The organism is Bacillus sp. OV322 (assembly GCF_900112495.1).
Taxonomy (GTDB): Bacteria; Bacillota; Bacilli; order Bacillales; family DSM-1321; genus Peribacillus.
Map to the genome: position 1 here is coordinate 272,824 of NZ_FOMA01000003.1, position 25,840 is coordinate 298,663.

At 42.2% G+C, this 25,840-nt stretch carries 24 protein-coding genes; 23 read left to right on the forward strand and 1 reads right to left on the reverse strand.

Features of this window, described 5'->3' with window-relative positions; all coding sequences use genetic code 11:
- The first annotated feature begins 5 nt into the window (after nt 1-5).
- The 22 genes from spoIIIAC (at nt 6) to BM126_RS09220 (ending at nt 22,716) form a co-directional block, all read left to right on the forward strand.
- The gene (gene spoIIIAC, locus BM126_RS09115; protein ID WP_071352273.1) at nt 6-209 is read left to right on the forward strand and encodes a stage III sporulation protein AC; all 204 of its coding nucleotides are present in this window, start codon (nt 6-8) and stop codon (nt 207-209) included.
- An 18-nt stretch (nt 210-227) separates the two neighbouring features.
- A complete protein-coding gene (gene spoIIIAD / locus BM126_RS09120) occupies nt 228-611 on the forward strand; it encodes a stage III sporulation protein AD (protein ID WP_090989212.1) in 384 nt (127 codons plus the stop codon).
- A gap of 26 nt (nt 612-637) precedes the next feature.
- Nucleotides 638-1,831 carry a stage III sporulation protein AE gene (spoIIIAE, locus tag BM126_RS09125; protein ID WP_090989213.1) on the forward strand — a complete coding sequence of 398 codons (1,194 nt, stop codon included), beginning with the start codon at nt 638-640 and terminating at the stop codon, nt 1,829-1,831.
- A 15-nt stretch (nt 1,832-1,846) separates the two neighbouring features.
- Nucleotides 1,847-2,467 carry a stage III sporulation protein AF gene (gene spoIIIAF, locus BM126_RS09130; RefSeq protein WP_090989214.1) on the forward strand — a complete coding sequence of 207 codons (621 nt, stop codon included), beginning with the start codon at nt 1,847-1,849 and terminating at the stop codon, nt 2,465-2,467.
- A gap of 1 nt (nt 2,468) precedes the next feature.
- Complete coding sequence (gene spoIIIAG / locus BM126_RS09135; protein WP_090989215.1) at nt 2,469-3,122, forward strand: stage III sporulation protein AG; 654 nt, start codon at nt 2,469-2,471, stop codon at nt 3,120-3,122.
- A 14-nt stretch (nt 3,123-3,136) separates the two neighbouring features.
- The gene (locus BM126_RS09140) at nt 3,137-3,709 is read left to right on the forward strand and encodes a SpoIIIAH-like family protein (RefSeq protein WP_071352268.1); all 573 of its coding nucleotides are present in this window, start codon (nt 3,137-3,139) and stop codon (nt 3,707-3,709) included.
- 852 nt (nt 3,710-4,561) lie between these two features.
- Nucleotides 4,562-5,053, forward strand: coding sequence for an acetyl-CoA carboxylase biotin carboxyl carrier protein (gene accB / locus BM126_RS09145; RefSeq protein ID WP_090989216.1), 492 nt, complete (start codon nt 4,562-4,564; stop codon nt 5,051-5,053).
- 16 nt (nt 5,054-5,069) lie between these two features.
- Complete coding sequence (accC, locus tag BM126_RS09150) at nt 5,070-6,422, forward strand: acetyl-CoA carboxylase biotin carboxylase subunit (RefSeq protein WP_090989217.1); 1,353 nt, start codon at nt 5,070-5,072, stop codon at nt 6,420-6,422.
- Between the two features lie 26 nt (nt 6,423-6,448).
- Nucleotides 6,449-6,859 carry an Asp23/Gls24 family envelope stress response protein gene (locus BM126_RS09155; RefSeq protein ID WP_090989218.1) on the forward strand — a complete coding sequence of 137 codons (411 nt, stop codon included), beginning with the start codon at nt 6,449-6,451 and terminating at the stop codon, nt 6,857-6,859.
- A 357-nt stretch (nt 6,860-7,216) separates the two neighbouring features.
- Nucleotides 7,217-7,606, forward strand: a complete 390-nt coding sequence (gene nusB, locus BM126_RS09160; protein WP_090989219.1) for a transcription antitermination factor NusB — start codon at nt 7,217-7,219, stop codon at nt 7,604-7,606.
- A 156-nt stretch (nt 7,607-7,762) separates the two neighbouring features.
- Entirely contained in the window at nt 7,763-8,623 is an 861-nt protein-coding gene (folD, locus tag BM126_RS09165; protein ID WP_090989220.1) for a bifunctional methylenetetrahydrofolate dehydrogenase/methenyltetrahydrofolate cyclohydrolase FolD, read from the forward strand.
- 358 nt (nt 8,624-8,981) lie between these two features.
- Nucleotides 8,982-10,337, forward strand: coding sequence for an exodeoxyribonuclease VII large subunit (gene xseA, locus BM126_RS09170; protein ID WP_090989221.1), 1,356 nt, complete (start codon nt 8,982-8,984; stop codon nt 10,335-10,337).
- Entirely contained in the window at nt 10,330-10,563 is a 234-nt protein-coding gene (locus tag BM126_RS09175; protein WP_071352260.1) for an exodeoxyribonuclease VII small subunit, read from the forward strand. Before xseA ends, BM126_RS09175 begins: the two co-directional genes overlap by 8 nt.
- Entirely contained in the window at nt 10,564-11,454 is an 891-nt protein-coding gene (locus BM126_RS09180) for a polyprenyl synthetase family protein (protein WP_256213051.1), read from the forward strand. It begins immediately after the preceding gene.
- A gap of 544 nt (nt 11,455-11,998) precedes the next feature.
- Nucleotides 11,999-13,888: a 1-deoxy-D-xylulose-5-phosphate synthase gene (gene dxs, locus BM126_RS09185; RefSeq protein WP_090989222.1), complete on the forward strand. Its 1,890-nt coding sequence runs from the start codon at nt 11,999-12,001 to the stop codon at nt 13,886-13,888.
- Nucleotides 13,889-13,892: 4 nt separating this feature from the next.
- Nucleotides 13,893-14,729 carry a TlyA family RNA methyltransferase gene (locus tag BM126_RS09190; protein ID WP_090989223.1) on the forward strand — a complete coding sequence of 279 codons (837 nt, stop codon included), beginning with the start codon at nt 13,893-13,895 and terminating at the stop codon, nt 14,727-14,729.
- Nucleotides 14,730-14,987: 258 nt separating this feature from the next.
- Nucleotides 14,988-15,437, forward strand: coding sequence for a transcriptional regulator AhrC/ArgR (gene ahrC / locus BM126_RS09195; protein WP_090989224.1), 450 nt, complete (start codon nt 14,988-14,990; stop codon nt 15,435-15,437).
- 24 nt (nt 15,438-15,461) lie between these two features.
- Nucleotides 15,462-17,177, forward strand: a complete 1,716-nt coding sequence (recN, locus tag BM126_RS09200; RefSeq protein WP_090989225.1) for a DNA repair protein RecN — start codon at nt 15,462-15,464, stop codon at nt 17,175-17,177.
- A gap of 272 nt (nt 17,178-17,449) precedes the next feature.
- Nucleotides 17,450-18,745 carry a SpoIVB peptidase gene (gene spoIVB, locus BM126_RS09205; protein WP_090989226.1) on the forward strand — a complete coding sequence of 432 codons (1,296 nt, stop codon included), beginning with the start codon at nt 17,450-17,452 and terminating at the stop codon, nt 18,743-18,745.
- A gap of 457 nt (nt 18,746-19,202) precedes the next feature.
- On the forward strand, nt 19,203-19,991 hold the full coding sequence (spo0A, locus tag BM126_RS09210) for a sporulation transcription factor Spo0A (RefSeq protein ID WP_071352253.1): 789 nt from the start codon (nt 19,203-19,205) through the stop codon (nt 19,989-19,991).
- A 244-nt stretch (nt 19,992-20,235) separates the two neighbouring features.
- Nucleotides 20,236-21,894, forward strand: coding sequence for a DUF342 domain-containing protein (locus tag BM126_RS09215; protein ID WP_141770052.1), 1,659 nt, complete (start codon nt 20,236-20,238; stop codon nt 21,892-21,894).
- 87 nt (nt 21,895-21,981) lie between these two features.
- Nucleotides 21,982-22,716, forward strand: a complete 735-nt coding sequence (locus BM126_RS09220) for a glycerophosphodiester phosphodiesterase (RefSeq protein WP_090989228.1) — start codon at nt 21,982-21,984, stop codon at nt 22,714-22,716.
- 236 nt (nt 22,717-22,952) lie between these two features.
- Here BM126_RS09220 and BM126_RS09225 read toward each other — a convergent pair whose 3' ends face one another.
- Nucleotides 22,953-23,183, reverse strand: coding sequence for a DUF2627 domain-containing protein (locus BM126_RS09225; protein ID WP_090989229.1), 231 nt, complete (start codon nt 23,181-23,183; stop codon nt 22,953-22,955).
- Nucleotides 23,184-23,351: 168 nt separating this feature from the next.
- Between BM126_RS09225 and BM126_RS09230 the strand changes: the two genes are divergently transcribed.
- Entirely contained in the window at nt 23,352-25,430 is a 2,079-nt protein-coding gene (locus BM126_RS09230; protein WP_090989230.1) for a sigma 54-interacting transcriptional regulator, read from the forward strand.
- The last annotated feature ends 410 nt before the right edge of the window (nt 25,431-25,840 follow it).

The following is a 25,840-nucleotide window of genomic DNA, read 5'->3' on the forward strand; positions in this document are numbered from 1 at the left end:
TTTAAATGGGCATTGATGTGGATATCATCTTTAAAATTGCCGGAGTTGGAATCGTAGTAGCATTTTTGCATACCATCCTCGACCAGGTCGGGAAAAAGGAATATGCCCAATGGGTGACACTGTTTGGCTTCATATACATTTTATTTATGGTGGCGACGATTATTGAGGGCCTTTTCCAAAAAATCAAATCAGTCTTTCTCTTTCAATAGGGGTGATCAGCCATTGAAATCCTAAAAATTGTCGGAATTGCCCTTGTGGCTACTTTCCTGGCATTGATTATTAAAGAGCAAAAGCCCAATTTCGCTTTCCTTCTTGTTGTATTTACAGGGTGCGTCATCTTTTTGTTCTTAGCTGATAAAATATATGAAATTATAACCATGCTTGAAAAAATTGCTGTCAATGCCCATGTGAATATGATTTACCTGGAAACCATCCTGAAAATTATCGGGATAGCTTATATAGCAGAATTTGCGTCACAAATCACAAAAGATGCGGGACAAGGTTCCCTTGCTTCAAAAATTGAACTTAGCGGAAAAATTCTAATTTTAGCAATGGCCATACCAATATTGACAGTCATCATTGAAACCATCATTAAGCTGCTGCCAAGCTAGCAAGCCAGGCGGGATGAGGTGAGGATATGAAGCAAATGATCCGCTATATACCATTCTTTCTTTTATTGTTTCTTTTTTTGCAGCCTGATGATGCCCGGGCTTCCGGGAATGAACAGGCAGAGCCTGTCATATCTCAGGACATGGTACAAGCCCAGCTCGACCGCATCGGAGTGGATGATCTGAAGAAGTATTGGGATGACATCATTACACAATATGGGGGATTTTTGCCGGAAAGCCAAAAAGGCAGCTTCATGGATTTCGTAAGCGGGGACAAGCACTTTTCCTTATCGGAATGGGCCAAAGGCTTCGCGGCGTTTATCTTCCATGAATTGCTTGTAAACGGAAAACTGCTGGGCTCACTGATTTTATTGACGGTTTTCAGCATGTTTCTGCAGTCGCTGCAAAACGCCTTTGAAAAGAGCTCAATCAGTAAAGTGGCATATTCGATTGTTTTTATGGTTTTAATCATTCTGGCTCTTAACAGCTTTCATGTAGCAATACAATATGTCCAGGAAACTATATCAGCCATGACCTCGTTTCTAATGGCGCTGATTCCTCTGCTTCTTGCACTGATAGCAACATCGGGAGGGCTCGTTTCAGCCGCCTTCTTTCATCCGGTTTTACTATTTTTAATGAATACAAGCGGAATATTGATCCAATATATCGTCCTTCCGCTGCTGTTTTTAGCTGCAATCTTAAGTATCGTGAGCACACTTACAGAGCACTACAAAGTCACCCAGCTCGCCCAGCTTCTGAGAAATTGGGCCATTGCTATTTTAGGTGCATTCATGACTGTTTTTCTTGGGGTCATATCTGTACAGGGAGCATCATCGGCGGTTGCAGACGGCATCACGATCCGGACGGCAAAATTTGTTACAGGCAACTTTATTCCAGTAATAGGAAGAATGTTTACTGATGCAACGGATACTGTCATAAATGCATCTGTACTGCTGAAAAACACGGTCGGAGTATCTGGGGTCATTATACTCTTGCTGATTACGGCTTTTCCGGCCTTGAAAATACTGACAATATCCTTTATCTATAAGCTGGCGGCAAGTCTTCTACAGCCGCTTGGCGGGGGTCCGGTGATCTCATGTCTGGACATTATTTCAAAAAGCATGATTTACATTTTTGCTGCACTTGCTCTTGTATCGCTGATGTTTTTTTTAAGCATAACAGTCATTATCGCTGCAGGTAACATCACCCTGATGGTCAGGTAGGGAGGAGAAAAACGGATGAGCTTTTTAACAGGATGGGTAACCAATATTATCTTGTTTGTTTTGCTGGCGACGGTCATAGATATGCTTCTTCCTAATTCATCTATGCAGAAATATGCCAAAATGGTCATCGGCCTTCTGCTGATCGCAGTCATTCTTGCTCCGATCCTTAATCTCTTTCACACTGACTTGAATACATTGATATCAAAAGCCACGGAGTCCTTTACACATGGAGATGAAAAAAAATTAAAAAATTTAACGGAAATGAAGAAAAAAGAAATACAAGCTGAACAGAATGCATATATTTTACAACAAACGGCTGTCCAATTGAAGGCGAAAGCAAAAGAGGAGCTGATGAAAAAATATAAAATGGAAATTGCTTACATCGATATCAAAGTGAAAAATGAGGAACAGCCTAAAATACCTGAAGACCTTCAGAAAATTACGCTGTCATTGAGTAAAGCTTCAGCCAGCAGCAAAAACAAATCAATCGAAACGGTAGCGAAGGTGGAAATTAATACGGAAAAAAATCTTCCTGCAAAAACAGCTGATTTGGAAAAAATCAAGAAGTTCCTGTCATCCCAGTGGTCTGTAGACAAAAAGGTCATTGAAATTACAGGGGAAAGGGGGGACTTATAAATTGAAGGATGATAAAGGCCCACTTTACTGGCTGAGTAAATTAGTAAGAAAGGATGGAGATAAGAACGGAAAAAAACCGCAAATGTATGTGTATGTCCTTATTGTCATCCTGTTCGGAGCCGGCATCATGATGATTTCAAACCTAATGTCCCAAAGACAGTCAGGAGACAGTGCCAGCACAGCTGTTTTTAGTAACCAGTCTGAAAAAACGGACGTTGCTGCCTTCGGAAGGAAAGATGACAGCGGCAGTAAGACAACGAAGAATTATGAAAAAAATCTCCAAAATGAATTAAAGGATGCACTTGAATCCATTGCTGGCGTTGAGGATGTAAAAGTGATTGTCTATGCTGATTCTTCGGAAAGAAAAGTGTTTGAAAGAAATAAGACGACCCAGAAACAGGTGACAGATGAAACAGATAAAGAAGGCGGAAAACGGACAGTTGAAGACACATCAGTGGATGATCAGCTTGTGATTATAAAAGGCGGGGAAAAAGAAGGCCCCATTGTTTCTGAAACACAAAAGCCAAAAATCTCTGGAGTCCTTGTTGTTGCAAAGGGTGCAGAAAACATGCAGGTGAAAAAGTGGATCATTGAAGCTGTTACCCGCTCCCTGGACGTTCCGAGCTATCGAGTTTCAGTAATGCCTAAAAAATAAGGAGGAATATAATCATGTTGCTAAAAAAACAAACGGTGTGGCTGTTAACGATGTTAAGTCTTGTGGTGGTTTTATCGGTGTATTATCTGACTTCTCCTGGGAAAACACAATCCGATATGGCGGCGGTCGAGCAAAAAGGGGACAAACAGACTGTTGAAAAAGACAAGGCAAAAGCACCTGTGGCTAAAAAGAGCACAAAATCCGGTTCAGCTGCGGTATCAATTGCTTCTGGCGATGATGATTTTGAAGCGATGAGAATGGAAATGGAAGATGAGCGCTCACAGCTGAGAGATCAAAATACAACAATCATGGGCAATACAGAATTATCTGCTGAAGAAAGAAACAAAGCATATGAAGCAAATAAAGAAATCGGAGATGAAAAAGTAAAAGAAGGAATCCTTGAGAAACTTATTTCCGGCACAATGAATTATGATGATGCACTTGTCAGAATTGATGGCAAAGATGTGAATGTTACAGTTAAAGCTGACAAGCTAAGCCAAAAAGAAGCCAATGAAATCATCCGCACAGTCGAGAAAGAAGTGGGTGACGCACAGAACGTAGCCGTAGAGTTTCAGCCTAAGAAATAATTCAGGCACAGTAACACAAAGGCATGCAGCGAGCATGCTTTTTTGTGTTTTGCCAGCCAATCTTCCCCGCTTGTTCCATTTTAAAGTTAAGGCTCTATTCTTAAAGATTGTTGTTTTTTAATTGTTCTGTGAAGCGGTCCTGTTGTTAATCCGGGTTGATTGGAGTGTAAGGTGCGAGACTCCTGTGGGATTAGCGGGAAGGTGAGACCCCGCAAGCATTGCTTGTGAGGCTCACCGCCCGCCCCACGGAATGCGAGCATCCTGGAGCGGAAATCAACCCCTTGTTCAGGTAGCAGCAAAGTTTACGAAAACAGCCAAAGTTTTAAAAAAAGTAAGCGTTTTCCGAGGGATTCACAAATTTTTTTTTTTAGCTGTAAAATAGGGAAGGGCGGAACGCGCATATCACTCAGCATTGCCGGCAGTATGATCAGAGAGTTCATGGATCAGGCGCATAATCCCGATGATTCATGCTGATTTCCCTGCTGTAAATATCTTAAGGAGGAACTGATCATTGAAATATGGTAAGATATTATCGTATGATGTTAGCATCTGGTCATAAAATATATGCATGTTTTCCTTAAATGAATGTAATGCGGAACATTGAAGTAATCTAAGCGGGAGGAATTGCCGCCAAAGCCAGATAAGTCCGGCTAGCCATCAGACTTGAGAGAACACGCCTGATGGATCTATCAATTTATATGATTCAGCAGCATAATCTCTGATATAATGGATGTGAAACCGCCGGTCAGGCCCGGATGGTGATCATAGCTGCAAGAGACTTTGCTGAATGCAGATTTTGTGACTCTCCCAAAAAAACTTTGGGCTTAACTAAACAAGACAAGGGGTGCCAGGATGTTAAAGGTACAGGAACTTAGAGAGCTAATCAAATTAGTAGATCAATCAAGCATAAATGAATTTGTTTATGAACAAGAAGGAATTAAAGTTAAATTAAAGAAAACAAACCAGGAGCAGCCTGTTTCTGTTGTATATCAGGCTCCTGCACAGCCAGCTCCAGCTGCTATGCAAGCGGCCAAGCCCGTTATTGAAGCTACTGGTGAAAGTGCTGCACCGCAGGCCTCAGAGAGCCAGCCGGCCAGCCAGGAAAACCTACATAAAGTTACATCGCCAATGGTTGGCACGTTTTATGCTTCTCCATCTCCGGATAAAGGCGCATACGTGCAAACAGGCTCTAAAGTCAAAAAGGATTCTATTGTCTGCATCGTAGAAGCAATGAAATTATTTAACGAGATTGAAGCAGAAGTAGACGGAGAAATTGTTGAAATTCTAGTGAAGGATGGCCAGCTTGTAGAGTACGGCCAGCCATTATTTTTAGTAAAGCCTTAATGAGGAGCTGTTTCACATGATTAAAAAGGTACTGATTGCAAACCGGGGGGAAATTGCCGTCCGCGTCATACGTGCATGCAAAGAAATGGGCATCGAAACAGTTGCCGTATATTCCGAGGCTGACAAAGAAGCTCTTCACGTTCAATTGGCTGATGAAGCTTATTGCATTGGTCCCACTGCTTCTAAGGACAGCTATTTGAATACAACGAATATCATCAGCGCAGCAAAGCTGACAGGCTCTGATGCCATCCACCCTGGTTATGGGTTTTTGTCTGAAAATGCAAATTTCGCAGATTTATGCAGGGAATGCAGCCTGATATTCATCGGCCCAAGCCCTGAAGCCATCTCCAAGATGGGTACAAAGGATGTAGCAAGAGAAACAATGCGTGAAGCAGGAGTGCCGATTGTGCCGGGATCCCGCGGAATCATTGAAAATACAGGCCAGGCCATCGAATTGGCAGAAAAAATGGGTTACCCGGTAATCATAAAAGCGACTGCAGGCGGAGGCGGAAAAGGCATCCGGGTTGCACGCAGCGAAGAAGAACTGGTGAATGGCATTAATATTACCCAGCAGGAAGCTGCGACCGCTTTCGGCAATCCTGGTGTGTATATTGAAAAATATATTGAAGATTTCCGTCATGTCGAGATTCAGGTTATGGCAGATTCTTTTGGCAATGCGATTCATCTTGGAGAGAGGGATTGCTCGATCCAGAGAAGGCTTCAAAAGCTGCTTGAAGAAACACCTTCACCTGCACTTGACAGCGAAATCCGCCAACAAATGGGCGAGGCAGCCGTGAAAGCGGCCCTTGCGGTTGATTATACAGGTGCGGGCACCGTTGAATTCATCTATGACTATAAAAACCGTTCTTTTTACTTCATGGAGATGAACACAAGAATCCAGGTAGAGCATCCTGTTACGGAAATGGTGACAGGGGTTGACCTGATTAAAGAACAAATCCGTGTTGCATCCGGACAGAAGCTTTCGCTTTCACAAGAAGACGTAACCTTTAATGGATGGGCTATAGAATGCAGGATCAATGCTGAAAATCCTGAGAAGAATTTCATGCCTTCAGCAGGGAAGATCCAAATGTACCTGCCTCCAGGCGGCTACGGCGTACGCGTCGATTCAGCGGCATATCCAGGATACTCCATACCGCCGTATTATGATTCAATGATTGCGAAACTGATTGTGCACGCGCCGACAAGGGAAGAAGCAATTGAAAAGATGAAGCGTGCCCTGAGCGAGTTCGCGGTTGAAGGTATTCATACAACGATTCCTTTCCATATTAAACTTCTCAGTCATGAGCAATTTGTGTCCGGAGAATTTAATACTAAATTTCTTGAATTATATGATGTAATGGATTCATAATGAAAACTAGATGGGAGGCCTGTTGAATGAGCGAAGAAATTCAAATGCTTGAAATGAATGAACACAGCAACGGACTTGGAAAAGTGGAGATTGCCCCTGACGTTATTGAGGTTATCGCAGGGATAGCGGCTGGAGAAGTAGAGGGAGTCGCATCTATGCGCGGCAACTTTGCATCAGGCGTTGTCGAAAAACTTGGCAAGAAGAACCACGGAAAAGGCGTAAAGGTGGACATAGCCGGCGAGGGCATCAAGCTTGATTTATACTGTGTGATGAAATTTGGAGTTTCCATTCCAAAGGTAGCTCAGGAAGTACAGGATAATATCAGGGAAGCGCTGCTGAATATGACGGCATTGGATGCGGATGAAATCAACATACATGTTGTGGGCATTCAATTCGAAAATGCCAAGCCTGAAGCAGAATATGAGCAGGAAATGTAATTGATTAAAACAAAAACCCGGCCATTGCCGGGTTTTTGTTTGGAAGTGTGCCGGTTTGCAGCATTCTGATGAAAATTCTTTTCTATGATCCTTCTTTATGCTGTTTAAACGGCCTTATATTTAGGCATACAAATAGGTAGATAAAAAGAAATTCTTGTTTTAAGGTTTCTCTGAAGCACGATTTCTGTTACAGTGTAAAATAGTGATTTATTTACTGGAGAATGATAATTCCTCCATTTTTCGGTTGGATGAAAGACGGACTATCATTAAATCTTAATGTTGTGGGTAAATATTTAATAAATGTTCGTCTTTTTGATGATTTTCATATATAATAGTAGATATTAAAGGAGCAAAACCATGAAAAGAAGATTAGCCCGTGAAAAAGCACTGCAGGCAGTTTACCAAATTGAAATCAGCAAATCTGAAATTGGAGATGCCATGGAAAGTGTTTTAGATGGCAGTAAAACAGATGAGTATTTCGAAGCCTTAGTGAAGGGTACTGTTGAAAACAAAGAAAAAATCGATGAAATCCTGCGTAAAAACCTTGAAAACTGGACAATCGAAAGACTGGCCAACATCGACCGCAATCTGCTGCGCATTGCTGTTTATGAAATGGTGTACAGTGATGATGTACCAGTTAATGTGGCTATGGATGAAGCTATTGAAATTGCAAAGAAATTCGGTGATGACCAATCCGGCCGTTTTATCAATGCGGTTCTTTCCAAAGTGAAAGACAAGCTGGAATAGAAATCAGGGCTATCTCTGCATATAGCTTTGGCAGTGCTTGTCAGACAATAAAACTGCCAGGGCATTGCCTTGCCTTCGGTTTGGAAAGGCAGCCTGGTTTCTTTTTGGATCATTCGGTTTCTTTGCAGTAAATACTGACTGGAAGGATGATCTGACATGACAGCTCAATTAATTAACGGAAAAGAAATTGCTCAATCAGTGCGAAACGGTATTAGCGAGGAAGTAAAACAGCTTCGTGAAAAAGGAATCATTCCTGGCCTGGCCGTTATTTTGGTAGGAGATAATCAAGCCTCAAGAACATATGTGAAAAACAAGCAAAAAGCGTGCCAGGAGCTGGGAATCCATTCTGTTCTGATAGAACTCCCTGATACTCTTACACAGGCGGAACTTTCCGGGAAAATACAAGAATTAAACGAAGACAGCAGCATCCACGGGATTTTGGTTCAGCTGCCGCTGCCGCCGCATATCCGGGAAAAAGAAATTATTGAAACCATTTCTCCTGAAAAAGATGCAGACGGATTTCACCCTATCAATATTGGCAGGATGATGACAGGACAAGATGCTTTTCTGCCATGCACCCCGCATGGAATAATGGTCATGCTTGAGCATATTGGCTATGAAATCGAAGGCAAACATGCGGTGATCGTCGGCCGCAGCAATATTGTCGGCAAACCGGCTGGACAGCTTTTCCTCAATAAAAATGCTACTGTTACATATTGCCACTCCAAAACAAAAAATCTTCCTTTTTATACAAGGCAGGCGGATATACTGGTTGCAGCAGTTGGAATCAGGGATACCATTACCGCTGATCATGTCAAAGAAGGCGTTGTTGTCATTGATGTCGGCATGAATAGAAATGATGAGGGCAAGCTATGCGGAGACGTTTCCTTCGAAGAAGTCAGCCGCAAAGCCTCTTATATTACACCTGTTCCGAAGGGTGTCGGGCCTATGACAATTGCCATGCTGCTCAAAAATACAGTGAAAGCTGCAAAGAAAATCCATAAAGTGTCTCTTTGATAAAAAGCTCTTTTCTTAGAGACTTCTGTTTTTTGATAAGTTCTGTGAGGAGATGCACTTGTTAAACCAGGCTGATTGAACGAGGAAATCAGCCATCTTGTTCTCATAGCAGAAAGTTTGCGGAAACAGCTCAATAAAAAGAAGCAGTTTATTCTCACGTACATGCAAAATGTATCAAAAAAACACCTATTACTGTCCAAATCCTTAGAAGAAGCTGCCCTATTGCTTTATAATAAATAGAGGGCAGCTTTTTTGTATGCTTCCATTTAGGATAGGAATTTTTCTTTAATACATATATAATGGTGTCTGACTCCAGTGTCTGCTTCATCAAGATAGCGAGCTTTGAAGGAGAGAAACGATGGAAAATGAAAAATACTTAAGTGTGTGGGCATTGACGAAATATATCAGGCGGAAATTCGATGCCGATCCGCATCTTCAGAACGTTTACATAAAAGGAGAAATCTCGAACTTTAAGCGCCATTCAAGCGGCCATATGTACTTTACATTAAAGGATGAAAAAGCACGGCTTTTGGCTGTTATGTTTTCTGCAAACAGCGCGCATCTTAAATTTCAGCCGGAAAATGGCATGAAGGTGCTGGCGAGGGGAGATGTGTCTGTTTACGAACAAAGCGGCCAGTATCAGGTATATGTGAAATCCTTGTCGCCGGATGGAGTCGGAGACCTTTATTTAGCTTATGAACAGCTTAAGAAAAAGCTTGAAAATGAAGGGTTATTTTCACAAAGCCATAAAAAGGCCATTCCCAGATATCCTGTCACGGTCGGAGTGATCACTTCGCCTACAGGAGCAGCATTACGCGATATTCTGACAACAATTAAAAGAAGATACCCTATTGCGAAGGTGATCATTTATCCTGCCCTTGTGCAGGGAACCAATGCTGCAGCCTCCATTGCCAAGGCCATTACGATCGCCAATGCAAGAGCAGAGGCGGATGTCCTCATTGCAGGAAGGGGCGGGGGATCTATTGAGGAATTATGGGCATTCAATGAGGAAGTAGTGGCACAGTCCATTTATGATTCTGATATTCCCATCATTTCTGCAGTAGGACATGAAACGGATTTTACAATCGCAGATTTTGTCGCGGACCTCAGGGCCCCGACACCGACGGGAGCGGCCGAGCTGGCTGTGCCTCATTATAATGAAATCCTTGAAAAAATAATGAACCGGAAAATACGGCTGACACGCTTTATCCATGAAAGAATGAACCTTGAAAACAGCAAATTGGCACGCCTTGAAAAATCATATGCATTCCGCTATCCAAGAAAAATGTATCAGCAAAAAACAGAACAGCTTGATCGGGCAACGGAGCGGCTCCAGCGGGGGAGCAGCAGATATTTTGTCAAAAAAAGTGAGCAGCTCGATAACATTCATGCAGTCCTAAAAAAACAGCATCCAGAACAGCAGCTTACTGAAATGAGAGGAAAGCTGGAACAGCGGCTAAAAGATCTTAACCGCCGGATGGAAGGAGTTTTAAGGGAAAGTACTCAAAACTTTATCCGAATGACCGCTACCTTGTCGGCTCTAAGTCCTCTTAAAATTATGGAGAGAGGATATGGTCTCGTTTTTGACAATAAAGAAACCCTGGTTAAAAGTACGGCGCAGGTAAAAAAAGGCGAACGGATTGAAGTGCAGATTAAAGATGGAACGCTTGAATGCGAAATAAAAGAAATAAAGGAGAGAAACGGCGATGAGTGAAAAGAAAGAAATGAGCTTTGAAGAAGCAATGGATAATCTTGAAGAAATTGTCGAACAGCTTGAAGAAGGAGATGTGCCGCTGGAACAGGCCATTTCCATTTATAAAAAAGGTATGGACCTGTCGAGACTATGCCATCAAAAGCTGAAAGCGGTAGAAGATCAGATGGCCCAGATCCTTCAGGAGGACGGAGAGCTTGCAGGCTTCTCAGTTCAAGAGGAGGAGTAAATATTGAGTACATTCCAGGAATTTTCTAAGCAGTATAAAGACATCACTGAAAAACAGCTTATCGAATATGTAAGCCGGCTTCATTCGCCTGCTGTTTTAAAGGAAGCCATGGCATATTCCTTGAACGCCGGCGGCAAAAGAATCCGCCCATTGCTGATCTACGCCGTTTTGTCTTCCTTCGGCAAGGATCCGGCTGCAGGTATACCTGCAGCATGCGCAATTGAAATGATTCACACTTATTCATTGATACATGATGATCTGCCGAGCATGGATGACGATGATTTAAGAAGAGGGAAGCCAACCAATCACAAGGTTTATGGTGAAGCAAATGCCATCCTTGCGGGCGATGCCTTGCTGAGTCTCAGTTTCCAGCTGATTGCTGAAGATGATCATCCAAGTGTTACACCAGAGATGAAACTTGAGCTTATATCACAAATGAGCAAGGCTTCAGGTGCAGAAGGCATGGTCGGAGGACAAATAGCTGACCTTGAAGGTGAAAATAAAGAGCTTAGCTTAACTGAGCTGGAGTATATTCATGAACATAAAACAGGTAAAATATTAGCATACAGTGTCCTCGCCGGTGCAGTTTTATCAGGTGCAGGAGAAACCCAAAGAAAGCATCTTGAACGTTTTTCCTTTCATCTCGGCCTTGCCTTCCAAATTCAGGATGATATTCTTGATATTGAAGGCTCAGAAGAGAAAATCGGAAAACCGGTTGGAAGCGATTTGGATAACCATAAAAGCACCTATCCATCTCTTTTAACCTTACAGGGAGCGAAGAAAAAGCTTTCTGAACATATTGGCGCAGCACATGAAGAACTTCGGAATGCAGGTTTTGAATCCGGTTTGCTTCACGACATCACGGATATGATCGGAAACCGGGACCATTAATGTTGCTGTCATTGAATGAATTTGTTAAGAAATCGTTAATATGGTATACTCTACTTGCGATTTCAAGCAGAAAATTGTCGTAAAATGAAGTCCGGATTTCTTATACCCTGCACTTGCTGGGAAAATGGAATGATGGTCAATAAAACTGCTGCTGTGCAATGAAAAAATCCGCAGCAATAGATCTCTTAAGTTAATAATGCTAAGCCTGTTCTGGCTGCAGTTTGCCTTATTGAAGCGGAGGGGCCGGCCGGTGCATATATGTTTAAGCCGCTGATTCACCCAGGTGTCGGCGGTTTTTTACAATACCGTCCGGACCCCGGAGCATGAACAGGCAAGTACCTTGCCATATAAATGAATGTTAGTAAGAGCAGATTTAGCCCGTAAAAGAAGGGCCATAGTTATTAGCCGCACCGCCGTTAACCTGGCGGCTGTTCTCAAGAAAAATAAAATGACTTTTTCTAGCAAAAGCAACCAGTCGCAATAACATGGCTGTGCGGCTATTATGCTTTTACAACTAGGAAATTAGGAAAGTGAGTGATCCAATTTGGATCTTCAGTCTATAAAAGACCCTTCATTTTTGAAAAAAATGAATAATGAAGAATTAGAAGCCCTGAGTGCAGATGTAAGGAAGTTTTTAGTAGAAAAATTATCCATCACCGGCGGTCATATCGGCCCTAATCTTGGAGTGGTTGAGCTGACAATAGCCCTTCATAAGGAATTTAACAGCCCCAAAGACAAAATTCTTTGGGACGTCGGCCATCAATCGTATGTTCATAAAATCCTGACTGGCCGTGCAGGGGAATTCGATACACTGAAAAAATTTAAAGGTCTATGCGGATTCCCGAAAATGGCGGAAAGCGAGCATGATGTCTGGGAAACAGGACACAGCTCCACTTCCCTTTCAGGAGCAATGGGAATGGCTGCGGCCCGTGATCTGAAAAAGGAAAATAACTATGTTCTTCCTGTAATAGGAGACGGTGCACTGACTGGCGGAATGGCTCTCGAAGCACTGAATCATATCGGTTCGGCAAAAACAGATATGATTGTCATCCTTAATGATAATGAAATGTCGATAGCCCCGAATGTCGGAGCATTGCATACTGTTCTTGGAAAGCTCAGGACTGCAGGCAAATATAATTGGGTCAAGGATGAGCTTGAATACCTGCTAAAAAGAATCCCTGCTGTAGGCGGAAAAGTAGCTGCAACAGCTGAAAGAATTAAGGATAGCCTTAAATATCTGCTTGTTTCCGGCATTTTCTTTGAAGAGCTGGGCTTTACCTATTTAGGCCCTGTTGATGGACATAACTATGAGGAACTGTTTGAAAACTTCAGATATGCCAAAAAAACCAAGGGTCCTGTTTTGCTGCATGTAATTACCAAAAAAGGTAAAGGATACTCGCCTGCTGAAACCGATAAAATCGGAACATGGCATGGCACAGGCCCTTATAAGGTAGAAACAGGCGCATTTGTCAAAACGCCCGCATCTGCACCGGCATGGAGCTCCCTTGTCAGCGAAACCGTGAGAAGGCTTGCCCGCGAGGATGAAAGAATCGTTGCCATTACCCCTGCTATGCCTGTTGGCTCAAAGCTTGAAGGATTTGCAAGCGAATTTCCGGAGCGCATGTATGATGTGGGAATAGCCGAACAGCATGCGGCTACATTTGCTGCTGGCATGGCCACACAAAATATGAAGCCGTTTTTGGCGATTTATTCAACTTTCCTTCAGCGTGCATATGATCAGCTGGTACATGATATTTGCCGCCAAAATCTGAATGTATTCATTGGGATTGACCGTGCAGGACTTGTCGGCGCAGATGGGGAAACCCACCAGGGCGTATTTGATATCGCCTTTATGAGACATATTCCGAACATGGTCTTGATGATGCCTAAAGATGAAAATGAAGGGCAGCATATGGTAAATACAGCGATAAAGTATGATGATGGCCCGATCGCCATGCGTTTCCCAAGAGGAAATGGCTGGGGAGTGCCGATGGATGAAGATCTGAAGCAAATTCCGATTGGAACATGGGATGTATTAAAAGAAGGCACTGATGCTGTTATTCTGACTTTTGGAACCACGATTCCAATGGCTCTTGAAGCTGCTGAGATTCTTCAGAAGCAAGGATATTCCATTAAAGTGGTGAATGCAAGATTCATCAAGCCGCTGGATGAAAAAATGCTGCATGAATTATTCAGTGCAAAGCTTCCTGTTCTTACTATTGAAGAAGCTGTTCTGCAAGGCGGTTTCGGAAGCTCCGTGCTTGAATTTGCGCATAATCACGGATACCAGAATATTATCGACCGTATGGGAATTCCTGATCATTTCATTGAGCATGGAAGTGTTGAACGCCTCCTTGAAGAAATCGGCATGACCACAGAAGATACTGTAGCCAGATTAAAATCAATAACACCTAAAAAGCAAAAAAGGGCTTGAGTAAATGAAGGCAAAGAAAGAAAGACTTGATGTACTGCTAGTGGAACAGGGACTTGCGGAAACGCGTGAAAAAGCAAAGCGTTCCATTATGGCAGGACTTGTTTATGCAAATGAAGAACGATTGGACAAACCAGGCGAAAAAGTACCGTCTGACATCGTTTTGACCATAAAGGGAAAGGTGATGCCCTATGTTTCAAGAGGCGGCCTTAAACTGGAAAAAGCGCTGAAAAACTTTGATTTGACTGCTGAGGGGAAAGTGCTCCTTGATATTGGCTCATCAACCGGAGGATTCACGGATTGCGCCCTGCAAAACGGGGCAAAAATGTCTTACGCTCTTGATGTAGGATATAATCAGCTGGCATGGAAGCTGCGGCAGGATGAGCGTGTAAAAGTAATGGAAAGGACCAATTTCCGTTACGTGACCCCGGCTGATCTGGACGGGCCTATGCCGGATTTTGCGAGTATAGACGTTTCCTTTATTTCTTTAACCCTTATACTGCCGGTGCTGAAAACACTGCTCGTACCCCGAAGCAATGTTGTAGCGCTGGTTAAACCGCAGTTTGAGGCAGGGAAAGACCAGGTAGGCAAAAAAGGTATTGTCCGCGAGCCTAAGATCCATAGAGAGGTACTGAGCAAAATCATAACTTTTGCCCAGAAACAGGGCTATGACATCAAAAACGCTTCGTTCTCCCCGATTACTGGCGGAGACGGCAATATCGAGTTCTTGCTACATTTGCAATGGGAAGGCTCTAAACAAAAAGGAGAAATCCTGCTTGACCAGAGTGTAGAAGCCATTGTTGAGGAAGCCCATAAGGAACTGAAAAATCCGAACAGGGAATAAAATACTTTCGGCACTAATCCCAAGGCGATGTGCACTCGTCTTGGGATTTTTTTGTCAGGCGCCCAAAAAACGAGAAATAAATGTACAATTTACTGTAAATCCGCTAACATTGATTTTATATGGCTACAATAGAGATAAATAAACATGGGCAGCAGGGGAGAAAAGGCTGAGGGGGCTTTTTTTAAAGCCTGTCTGACATGTTAGGAACTAAGCTTTCCGTTTGTGGAAAGCTAAATACTCGTGAGGTGCTTCTTTTTGATGAATAAAGGTCAGCGACATATTAAGATTAGAGAAATTATTGCCAACAATGATATAGATACACAGGATGAGTTAGTGGATGAACTTAAGAGTGCTGGTTTTAATGTAACTCAGGCAACAGTTTCCAGGGATATTAAAGAGCTTCATTTAGTAAAGGTACCTTTAATGGATGGAAGATATAAATACAGCCTTCCTGCAGACCAGAGATTCAATCCGCTTCAGAAGCTAAGGCGAATGCTGATTGACGCATTTGTAAGGATAGACTCTGCAGGCAATCTGCTGGTAATGAAAACATTGCCGGGAAATGCCCAGGCAATAGGTGCCCTGATGGATAATCTGGACTGGGAAGAAATTTTGGGAACGATTTGCGGGGATGATACGTGCTTGATCATATGCAGGACTCCTGAAGATGCCGAAGTGATTTCCAACAAATTTTTGGACATGCTCTAAAATACCAGGTGAGGTGATCTAGGATTGTTAACTGAATTATCCATAAGGAATTTTGCAATTATAGAGGCTCTGTCGATTTCATTTGAAAAGGGCCTGACTGTTTTGACCGGAGAAACGGGAGCAGGAAAATCAATTATTATTGATGCAGTCCATCTTCTTGTTGGAGGAAGGGGATCTGCAGAATTTATCCGTCACGGAGAAACCAAGGCGGAAATAGAAGGTTTGTTTGAACTGGATGAAGAAAAGCATCCTGTATATGCGAAGGCTGAGGAATTTGGGATTGATGTCAGCGATGGAATGATCGTTTTGAGGCGTGATATGTCATTAAGCGGCAAAAGCGTCTGCCGTGTAAATGGAAAATTGGTGACCATTGCCGTCCTAAGGGAAATAGGCAGGACACTCATTGATATTCACGGCCAGCATGAGCATCAGGAATTAATGGATGAGCGCCTGCACTTGCCATTGCTCGATCAGTTTGGAGGCGAAAAAATTTCATCGGCCCTTGCAGAATATAATGATCTTTACCGTAAATACGATGCAGCGGTCAAGCAATTGAAAAACCTGAGCCAAAACGAACAGCAAATGGTGCACCGCCTTGATTTAATCCAGTTTCAATATGAAGAAATCCAAAATGCAGCACTCAGGCTTCAGGAAGATGAAGAGCTTGCTGAGGAACGGAAAAAAATCAATAACTTTGAAAAAATTCATGAGGCGCTTCAAACGAGCTATATGGCTTTGAGCGGTGAGCAAAGAGGTCTTGATTGGCTGTCAGTAGCTATGAATGGCCTTGAAGAGGCAGCAAGTCTTGATGACAGTGTCAAGGAAACATCTGAAACTGTTTCAAACAGCTTTTTTATTTTGGAAGATGCCATTTCGGCAATCAGGGATAGCCTTGATTCACTGGAATATGATACAGAACGGCTGGATTTCATCGAAAGCCGGTTAAATGAAATTAACCAGCTGAAGAGGAAATACGGCAAATCAATAGATGATATATTGGAGTACGCAGCAAAAATCGAAGAAGAAATTGAAACACTACAGAACCGGGAAACACATATTGCTAAATTGGAAAAGCAGATATCATCCATTAAAGCGGATTTATGGCTGGAAGGAAAAAACCTCTCTGAGCTGAGACAAAAGTTTTCCAGGCAGCTGACAAAGAAAATTCAGCAGGAGCTAAAAGAGCTTTATATGGAAAAAACGGTCTTTGAAGCACACTTTCATAAAACGGCACATTCTGTGAATGATCCGGCTGAACAGGACTTCGGAGTCAAAGGGATGGATGTGATGGAATTTTATATTTCAACAAATCCCGGAGAACCTTTAAAGCCGCTTTCTAAAATTGCATCCGGCGGTGAACTGTCCAGGATCATGCTTGCCTTAAAGAGCATATTTTCCAAACATCAGGGAATTACCTCCATCATCTTTGATGAAGTGGATACAGGTGTCAGCGGCCGAGTGGCACAGGCCATTGCTGAAAAAATCTATAAAGTGGCCGTGGACTCCCAGGTACTCTGCATTTCCCATCTTCCGCAAGTAGCAGCAATGGCAGATACGCACTTATTCATCGCGAAAAATATTAAAGCAGGACGCACAAATACTTCTGTCCAGCCATTGTGCAAAGAAGACAAAGTGAAGGAAATCGGAAGAATGATTTCAGGTGTGGAAATTACAGATCTTACAAAACAGCATGCCCAGGAACTGCTGCATCAGGCAGAAAAACTTAAAACGGCACAATAAGGCTGCCATTTACAGGGTATTGTTAAGGCTTCCTTATCCGTCATGCAGGTTCATAGTTCCTCGCTTCTATAGAATCATTTTCACCATAATAAGTCCCTTTATACATGTTTACAGCCAGCCATGCCGCCATACAGAGTTCATACATTTCATTCCATGAAAAGCTATCCAAAAACGGATAGCTTTTATTTTTTGCTGAAGTTATAAATGCTTGCCGGTAAGGCTAAATTATAGGTGTAGCCATAAAGGTTTCAGAAGCGAGGAGAGTGGATAGATTGAAATTTGTATGGATCAGCAGAATCATCGGTGGAATTCTCCTTGTTTCGCTAATAGCATTAGGGTTATACCAGCCGCTTCAAGAGTATATTTCGATACCAAATAAAATTGTCCTTTTTGAAGGAGAACATTATAGTTTGCCTAAATCAATGCCTGTAACGGCAGAAGTGCCGTCTCATGATAAAGGGATTTCCCTTAAAAAAGAAAATGACTCTCTGCATGTTAACGCTGACAGGCCGGGAACTGATGAACTTTTATTGGATTTTGCAGGATTTCCGATTAAAAAAGTAGACGTTCAAGTAATTAAAGATTTCAAAGTCATTCCGGGAGGGCAATCCATTGGTGTTAAGCTGAATACGCTTGGTGTCCTGGTTGTCGGCCATCATCTGGTAGATACGGTTAAAGGGAAAAAATCACCCGGGGAACTGGCTAAGGTGCAAATTGGAGACATCATCACAGAAATTAATGGCCATGTTATCAAGAAAATGTCTGATGTAACTCCGTATGTACAAGCTGCCGGAGAAAAGGGAAAACCGCTTAACCTTGTCATCAGCCGCGAAAAGAAAACATTTAAAACTGCACTATATCCCCTAAAGGATAAAAATGAGGGTTCTTATAAACTGGGCCTTTATATTAGGGACTCTGCAGCGGGTATTGGCACCATGACCTTCTTTCATCCTGATTCAAAAAAATATGGGGCGCTTGGCCATGTGATTTCAGATATGGATACCAAGAAGCCTATTGTCGTGAAAGACGGGCAAATCGTGCGTTCGACTGTTACGTCGATAGAAAAAGGAAGCAATGGAGATCCGGGAGAGAAATTAGCCCGTTTTTCATCCAACAGGAAAATTATTGGAAATATAGTAAGGAACAGCCCTTTTGGCATTTTCGGTAAGCTGAACGAACCAATGGGCAATGGAATAGCGGATAAACCGATTCCCATCACTTTATCACATGAAGTAAAAGAAGGGCCTGCTAAAATTTTGACGGTTGTGGACGGTTCTAAAGTGGAAGCATTTGATATTGAAATCGTGAGTACAATTCCTCAGAAGTTTCCGGCAACAAAGGGTATGGTTATTAAAGTGACTGACAAGGAGCTCCTTGAAAAAACAGGAGGAATTGTCCAGGGCATGAGCGGAAGCCCAATCATTCAAAAAGGCAGGTTGATCGGTGCCGTTACACATGTGTTCGTCAATGACCCGACAAGCGGATATGGAGTCCATATCGAATGGATGCTGAACGAAGCAGGTATCAATATCTATGACAAAGCAGTAAACTATCCAAAGGCCAGCTGACTGCTGGAAGCAAAAAAAGGAGCTGAATGTCAGTTCCTTTTTTTGCTGTATATATTGCTGGAAGCGGGCCATTGGAGCTTCCCACGGAAAAAAGCTTTTCCAAAACGCTCTTCTTTTAAGGTGTTTTTATTGGGTTCGTTAAGACTAAGGAGTGAGCATCCTAAAGCGGAAATCAAGGACATTGTTTCATAGCAGCAAAGTTTACGAAAAACAGCTTTCAGCAAAAAGAATTCGGGAGCCTGATTTTTAAAAATGTGATAAAATAAAGATAATTCGACAAACGGGAGAAGAATTGACAGATATAGTCGAAAATAAGAGATATCACGAGAAAAATATTGATTAGCTATAATTTTTAGAAAAATAAAAGGAAATTAGTATCCATTGTCGAAAATTTCAATTACAATAGATTTAATATTATAGAAAAAATGACCAATTGTAGTTGAGGAGGAAATCAAAGGTGAAAAAAATCCAAGTTTGCATAGTTGATGATAATCGAGAACTTGTTGCTCTGCTCGAAGAATATATTTCGTCTCAGGAAGATATGGAAGTTGTCGGGGTGGCCCATAATGGACAGGATTGTCTTGGAATGCTCGAAGGGACGGATCCGGATATTTTGATTCTGGATATTATCATGCCGCACCTTGACGGGCTTGCCGTTTTGGAAAAACTGCGTGAAATAAAGCGGGGCTCAATGCCGAATGTCATTATGCTTACTGCATTTGGCCAGGAGGATGTCACGAAAAAAGCAGTGGATCTCGGAGCATCTTATTTTATATTGAAGCCGTTTGATATGGAAAATCTTGCGAATCACATCCGCCAGGTAAGCGGAAATTCTGTGCAGATGACTGCGAAGCCATCGTTCAGCTACCGTTCACAAAATGAGTCCAAGCCTAGAAATCTTGATGCAAGCATTACTAGCATTATCCATGAAATTGGTGTGCCGGCGCATATTAAGGGTTATTTATACCTTAGGGAAGCGATTTCCATGGTTTATAATGATATCGAACTGCTTGGGTCTATAACAAAAGTGCTTTACCCGGATATTGCAAAAAAATATAATACCACAGCGAGCCGTGTAGAACGGGCAATCCGCCATGCAATTGAAGTTGCTTGGAGCAGAGGGAACATTGACTCAATTTCTTCGCTGTTTGGCTATACAGTAAGTATGACTAAAGCAAAACCGACAAATTCAGAATTTATTGCCATGGTAGCTGATAAGCTTCGTCTGGAACATAAAGCTTCTTGAAAAGGCTAGGATAGTGTTCTAGTGTAAACACATAGATGGAAAAATGATGATCTCAGGCTTGTTACGTTATCCCCGCTTCATTTCATCACCTTTTTTTCTGCAACCCATAACATTCAGATATTTTTCAGGAAGCAGAGCCTCGCAGTCGATGAGGCTTTTTTTTATTATATAGCAACGTACGTTCTATTTACAATGATTATAGAGTGATTATGTGCAGATTTTTTTAAATATTCTTAGTACTTTCATGAAATATATGGTAAACGTGATATTTTCTTTTATAATTATAGGAAGAAAGGATGAAAACATTTGCCGCAGAAAGGAATATATTCCTATGCTTATCGAAGAAAATGAATATTTGCTGATTGAAGAAGAAAATGATGTAATTTATATTACGGTTTTAAAAAAGGGTTTCTCACTTCTGGATATGAATCCGCTGCTCACAAAGCATCCTAGAATTCTTATCAATCAATTTAAAGCATTGAGGGATGCAGCTGCTGAAGGAAAAGGGGAGAAAGTTGCAATTGGTGAGCTAAAGCCTGAGATAGATTGGAGCGTGTCACCGGATTTGATGTCTGCCTCCATTCGTTTAAACTGCACGGAAAAAGACCTATCAGAAAATTATGGAGACTATTTGTCCAATATAATGACTGCTCTTCATGAAAAGGGAATCGCTGAGGGTGTTTTAGCCGAGACACTAAGAAAGGGTTTGCTTGCCCAACAGGAGATCTTGATCGCCCAAGGCACTGAGCCTATTCATGGCAAAGATGCTGTCATCACATATTTTAAACGGTCAGTGCGGAAACCGGCGATAAAAGAAGATGGAAAAGCGAATTACTATGATATGAGTTTTCTTGATGAAGTGAAAGCAGGCGCATGGCTCGGAGAAAAAATCCCTGTTACTGAAGGTGTGCCTGGAAGAAATATTTTGGGTGACTACATATATCCTAATAAAGGTGCAAACAAAAAATGCATGTATGATAAAGGTACTGTTGGGGCCTTTAAAGAGGGAGACAAAATCGTCCTGCGTGCACTCAAGGATGGAGTTGTTGAATTTGAGGGAGGAAAAATCAAGGTCGGGAACCATCTCATCATTGAAGGTGATGTAGGTCCTGAAACGGGAAACATTGACTTCATCGGTTCTGTGACGGTAAAAGGAACGGTGATGGCTGGCTTTGCTGTCAGGGCGGAGAGGGATATTTCGGTTTTAAGTGAAATGGGTGTACATAATATTGATGAAATTGTTTCAAGAAATGGTGATGTGTTTATCAAAGGCGGTATTTTTGGAGGCGGCAGGTCTAAGATTAAAGCCTGCGGCAGTATATTTGTGAAGCATAGCAATGATTGCATTTTGGAGGCTGGCGGCAATATACATATCGGGTATTATTCTCTTGGTAGCGACCTTAAGGCAAATAACATTATCACAGATGAGAAAAAAGGGAGATTAATCGGCGGGAGAGCTGAGGCATATGGGAAAATTAAAGCAGCAGTGATAGGGAATATGCTGGAACGGAAAACAATTATTCAGGTAACCGGTTTTGACCGGAGTAAACTTATAGAAGAGCTGAACAGTCTTCTTCATTGTTATAAAGAGAAAATGGTGCGTTCGGAAAGCCTGAAAGTACGGCTTGAGGACATAGCGGGTGATGAGTCTGTGGAAGGGAAGGACTCGAGATGGGAACACGTGCAAAGAGAATACGATGAAGTGATAGCGGAAATTTTTCAGTATGAAAAACAAAGAAGGTCCTTAATAGAAATACTTGATGCTAAGGGAGAAGGTGAAGTTACGATTGGGGAAAAAGCATTCCCCGATACAACACTTCAGATCAAAAGCTTAAGCAAAAGAATTAATCAAGCCACAAAGGGAACTTTTTACTGTCAGGACAACTCGATGCATTTTGAATAATTGCAGAAATTATTAGGTTATGACCATATTTTTCATCTCCATTCATAGAAATAGGGTAAGCCTGTTTTTATGGAAGGGGATGTTTTTTTGACGCAAATTTTTGCACATAGAGGATCAGCGGGGACACATCCTGAAAACACCATGATTTCCTTTGAAGAAGCTAACCGGGCGGGTGCTGACGGTATAGAAATCGATGTTCAGCTGACAAAGGATGGGAAAGTTGCGGTTATTCATGACGAAAAACTGGACAGGACTACCAGCGGAAAAGGATATATAAAGGACAGCAGCATGGCTGAAATTAAACGGCTGAATGCAAGTCACAAATACACCGGGAAATATGGTAAAACGGCTGTGCCGGAGCTGGAGGAAGTACTGGAATTTCTTCAGGGCACGAATTTGATGTGCAATATTGAATTAAAAAACGGGGTATTTTTATATCCTGGCATGGAAGAAGCCGTTATCAGGCTGGTCAGGGCTTACAGGATGGAAGAAAGAATAATATTTTCATCATTCAATCACTACAGCCTGATTTATTGCCATAGGCTGGCACCTGAAATTGAAACAGCGCCGCTATACCGGGATGGGCTATTCATGCCTTGGATCTATGCGAGGGCAATTGGGGCAAAAGCGATGCATCCGTCTATAGCCTGTGCCCCGGATCCTATCATTGAAACGGCAATAAAAGAAGGAATCAAGACAAGGCCATATACAATCAATAGCCAGGATAAAATGAAGAGGCTATTCGAAATAGGCTGCAGTGCTATTATAACAGACTACCCTGAAATCGCAGTAACGCTCAAAAAAAATTACCAAAGAAGCTAAAACAAAAGAATGCCCAAGCCCTTATTTTTAGGAGTCTGGCTTTTTTCGTCATCCAGATCCTTTAGTGAAAATGGGTAATTCTAATGAAGTCCAGCGGGCACTATAAGATCTAGGCGAAGAGCAGTAAATTGTGAACATGAAAAAAAGCCGCACTTATTACAAAAATAAGTGCGGCTTTTTATATGTATTCCTGCCAAGGTGTTAATTAGACCACGAACGCATGGGGTATTTCTGTGCTATTTGAATCGGGCAGTGACTTTTTTATTTTTCCTGTCACGATGCAGGATAAATCCGGCTATGAATCCGACGCCGGCGACCATAAGGATAAATCCGGTTAAGCATTGAAGCCAAAGTTTAGGAAACGGGAACTTTAAGATGCCAAACAGCATATCTCTCATAATGGCAATTCCATAGACTGCAAACAATCCGGGAATAAAAAGGATTAAAAAGGCTACCAATCGTCTCATAAAATATCCCTTCTTTGCTAAAAAAACTCTCATTCAAAATGATAAAGTATAAAAAAAAATTGTCAAGCTTGTTTTCATTGATTAAAATGAAAAGGTATACCATGAAAAATATTGCGCATTTTAGTTGATACTATGAAAGAAATTGCATACAGGCAGGAGGCTCTTTCTTTGCAAAAGGTTTTGTTAATCGGGGGAGGAAAAGAAGGCACCGCCATTTTGAAGCTCCTCGCAGAAAGTGATGTTTTTCAGGTGGTCTGTGTAGCGGATATCAACCCGCAGGCTCCTGGCATAGTTGAAGCTGGCAGAATTGGCATTCCATCTGCTTCTGACTGGAGAAGTGTCGAGGCCGATTCTTATGACATTATCATTGAAGCAGCTGGAAATAAACAGCTGGCAGATGAAATATACCAAGTTTCCAATGGCCATAGCGTCCTAATTCCGTGTGAAGTGGCATCCATTATTGCCAGGCTTTTCGAAGACAAAAGGGCTCTTATTCAGGAACTGGAAAAGGAAACCTCCAAGCACGATTCAATATTCAATACACTCAATGACGGCATGATCGTCATTAATAAAGAGGGCTATATCACACTTTTTAACAAAAGTGCCGAAAAGATTACAGATTCCGCGCGAGATAATGTGATTGGCAGGCATATTCTTGAGGTCATACCGACAAGCCGTCTGCCAGTGATTATCCACACTAATCGCATGGAAGCTAATCAGGAGCAAATTCTGAACAACGGCCTGAAAATTATTACCACCAGGATGCCGCTGCTGGATGAAGATAATAACGTTATCGGAGCCTTTGCGGTATTTAAGGATATTACAGAAGCTGTGAACCTTGCAGAACAAATTACTGATTTAAAAGAAATCCAGACAATGCTCGAAGCTATTATCCAATCAAGTGATGATGCTATTTCTGTTGTGGATGAAGATGGCAGAGGGCTTTTGATCAATCCTGCTTACACCCGCATAACAGGTCTCAGCAGGGAACAGGTCATTGGTCAGCCAGCAACTGCAGATATTTACGAGGGAGACAGCATGCATATGCAGGTGCTTGAAACGAGAAGGCCTGTGAGGGGAGTCAATATCCGAGTAGGCCCGAAACGAAGAGAGGTTATTGTAAATGTAGCTCCTATTATCGTTGATGGGCGGCTGAAGGGCAGTGTCGGGGTTATCCATGATGTTTCGGAAATTCAAAAGCTTACCCAGGAATTAAATCGGGCAAGACAGATTATCCGCACCCTGGAAGCTAAGTATACATTTGATGATATCATCGGGGAATCTGAAGAAATGAAACTTCCGATCCAGCAGGCCAAGCTTTGTGCAAGAACTCCTGCAACTGTTCTTTTAAGGGGAGAGTCTGGAACGGGCAAGGAGCTTTTCGCACATGCCATCCATAATGCGAGTGATAAGAAATATAATACCTTTGTCCGGGTGAATTGTGCTGCCATATCAGAGTCCCTTCTTGAAAGCGAGCTTTTTGGCTATGAAGAAGGTGCCTTTTCAGGCGCAAAAAGAGGCGGAAAAAAAGGCTTTTTTGAAGAAGCGAACAATGGCAGCATTTTTCTCGATGAAATAGGTGAACTCGCAGCCAATATACAGGCTAAACTTCTGCGCGTTCTGCAGGAAAATGAAATTGTCAGAGTCGGCGGCACGAAGCCTATTCCGATTAACGTCAGAGTGATAGCCGCCACAAACCTGAATCTGGAGAAGGCCATTGCAAATGGAAGCTTCAGGGAAGATTTATATTTCAGGCTGAACCGTATGCCCATTCATATTTCCCCGCTGCGAAGCCGGAAGGAAGACATCGGAGAACTTTGCGGCCGCCTCATCCAGAAAATCAATCAGGAATATGGCAGGAATATTGAGGGGATTACTGATGCTGCCATTAAAAAGTTAAAGCAATATGACTGGCCGGGCAATGTTAGAGAGCTTGAAAATGTTCTTGGCCGGACCATTATTTTTATGAAGCTTAATGAAATGGTCATTGATGAAAAACATATTCCGGATTTTCTTGAAAGTGAAGATAAAACCGCATCGATTCAAGAAGGAATAAAACCGCCGCAGAATCCAAAAACGGCCACATTGGCTGAAGTCATGGATCAGTTTGAGAAACAGACGCTTATGGAAGCGCTGAGAGAGCACGGAGGCAATAAAACAAGCACTGCAAAGACTCTTGGGATATCAATCAGAAATTTGTATTATAAAATGGAAAAGTATCACCTTGAAAATTTTAGCGTGCAATAATTTGCAAATCATGCAAGAAATTTCAGGTTATGATATGTTTATGAAGTCTGCAATGCTTGTTAAAAGGGATTTTATGATTTGGCACGCATCTTGCATATAAGTTATGTGTGAGGTAATCTTTAAATAATTAGGAAGGCTCTGCTGCAGAATGGCAATAAGGCGGGGTGCTCTTACTATGGAGAACGAGCATGCCGGAGTTACGAAGCCTGGCCGTCCGCAGAAAGCGGGCGCCTCAAGCAAAAATACTCAATGTCAGCTGAGGCAATTGGAGGGCCGGCAGAAAGGGAAACTTTTGTTGTGCCCTCCATCATGACGGCGCTGGGAGAAGATGCATAAAATAAGCTTTATGCAATAATCTGTACAGTTTTCGGTACTGCTTAACGTACATGATATGCACTCTCTGGCGAAAA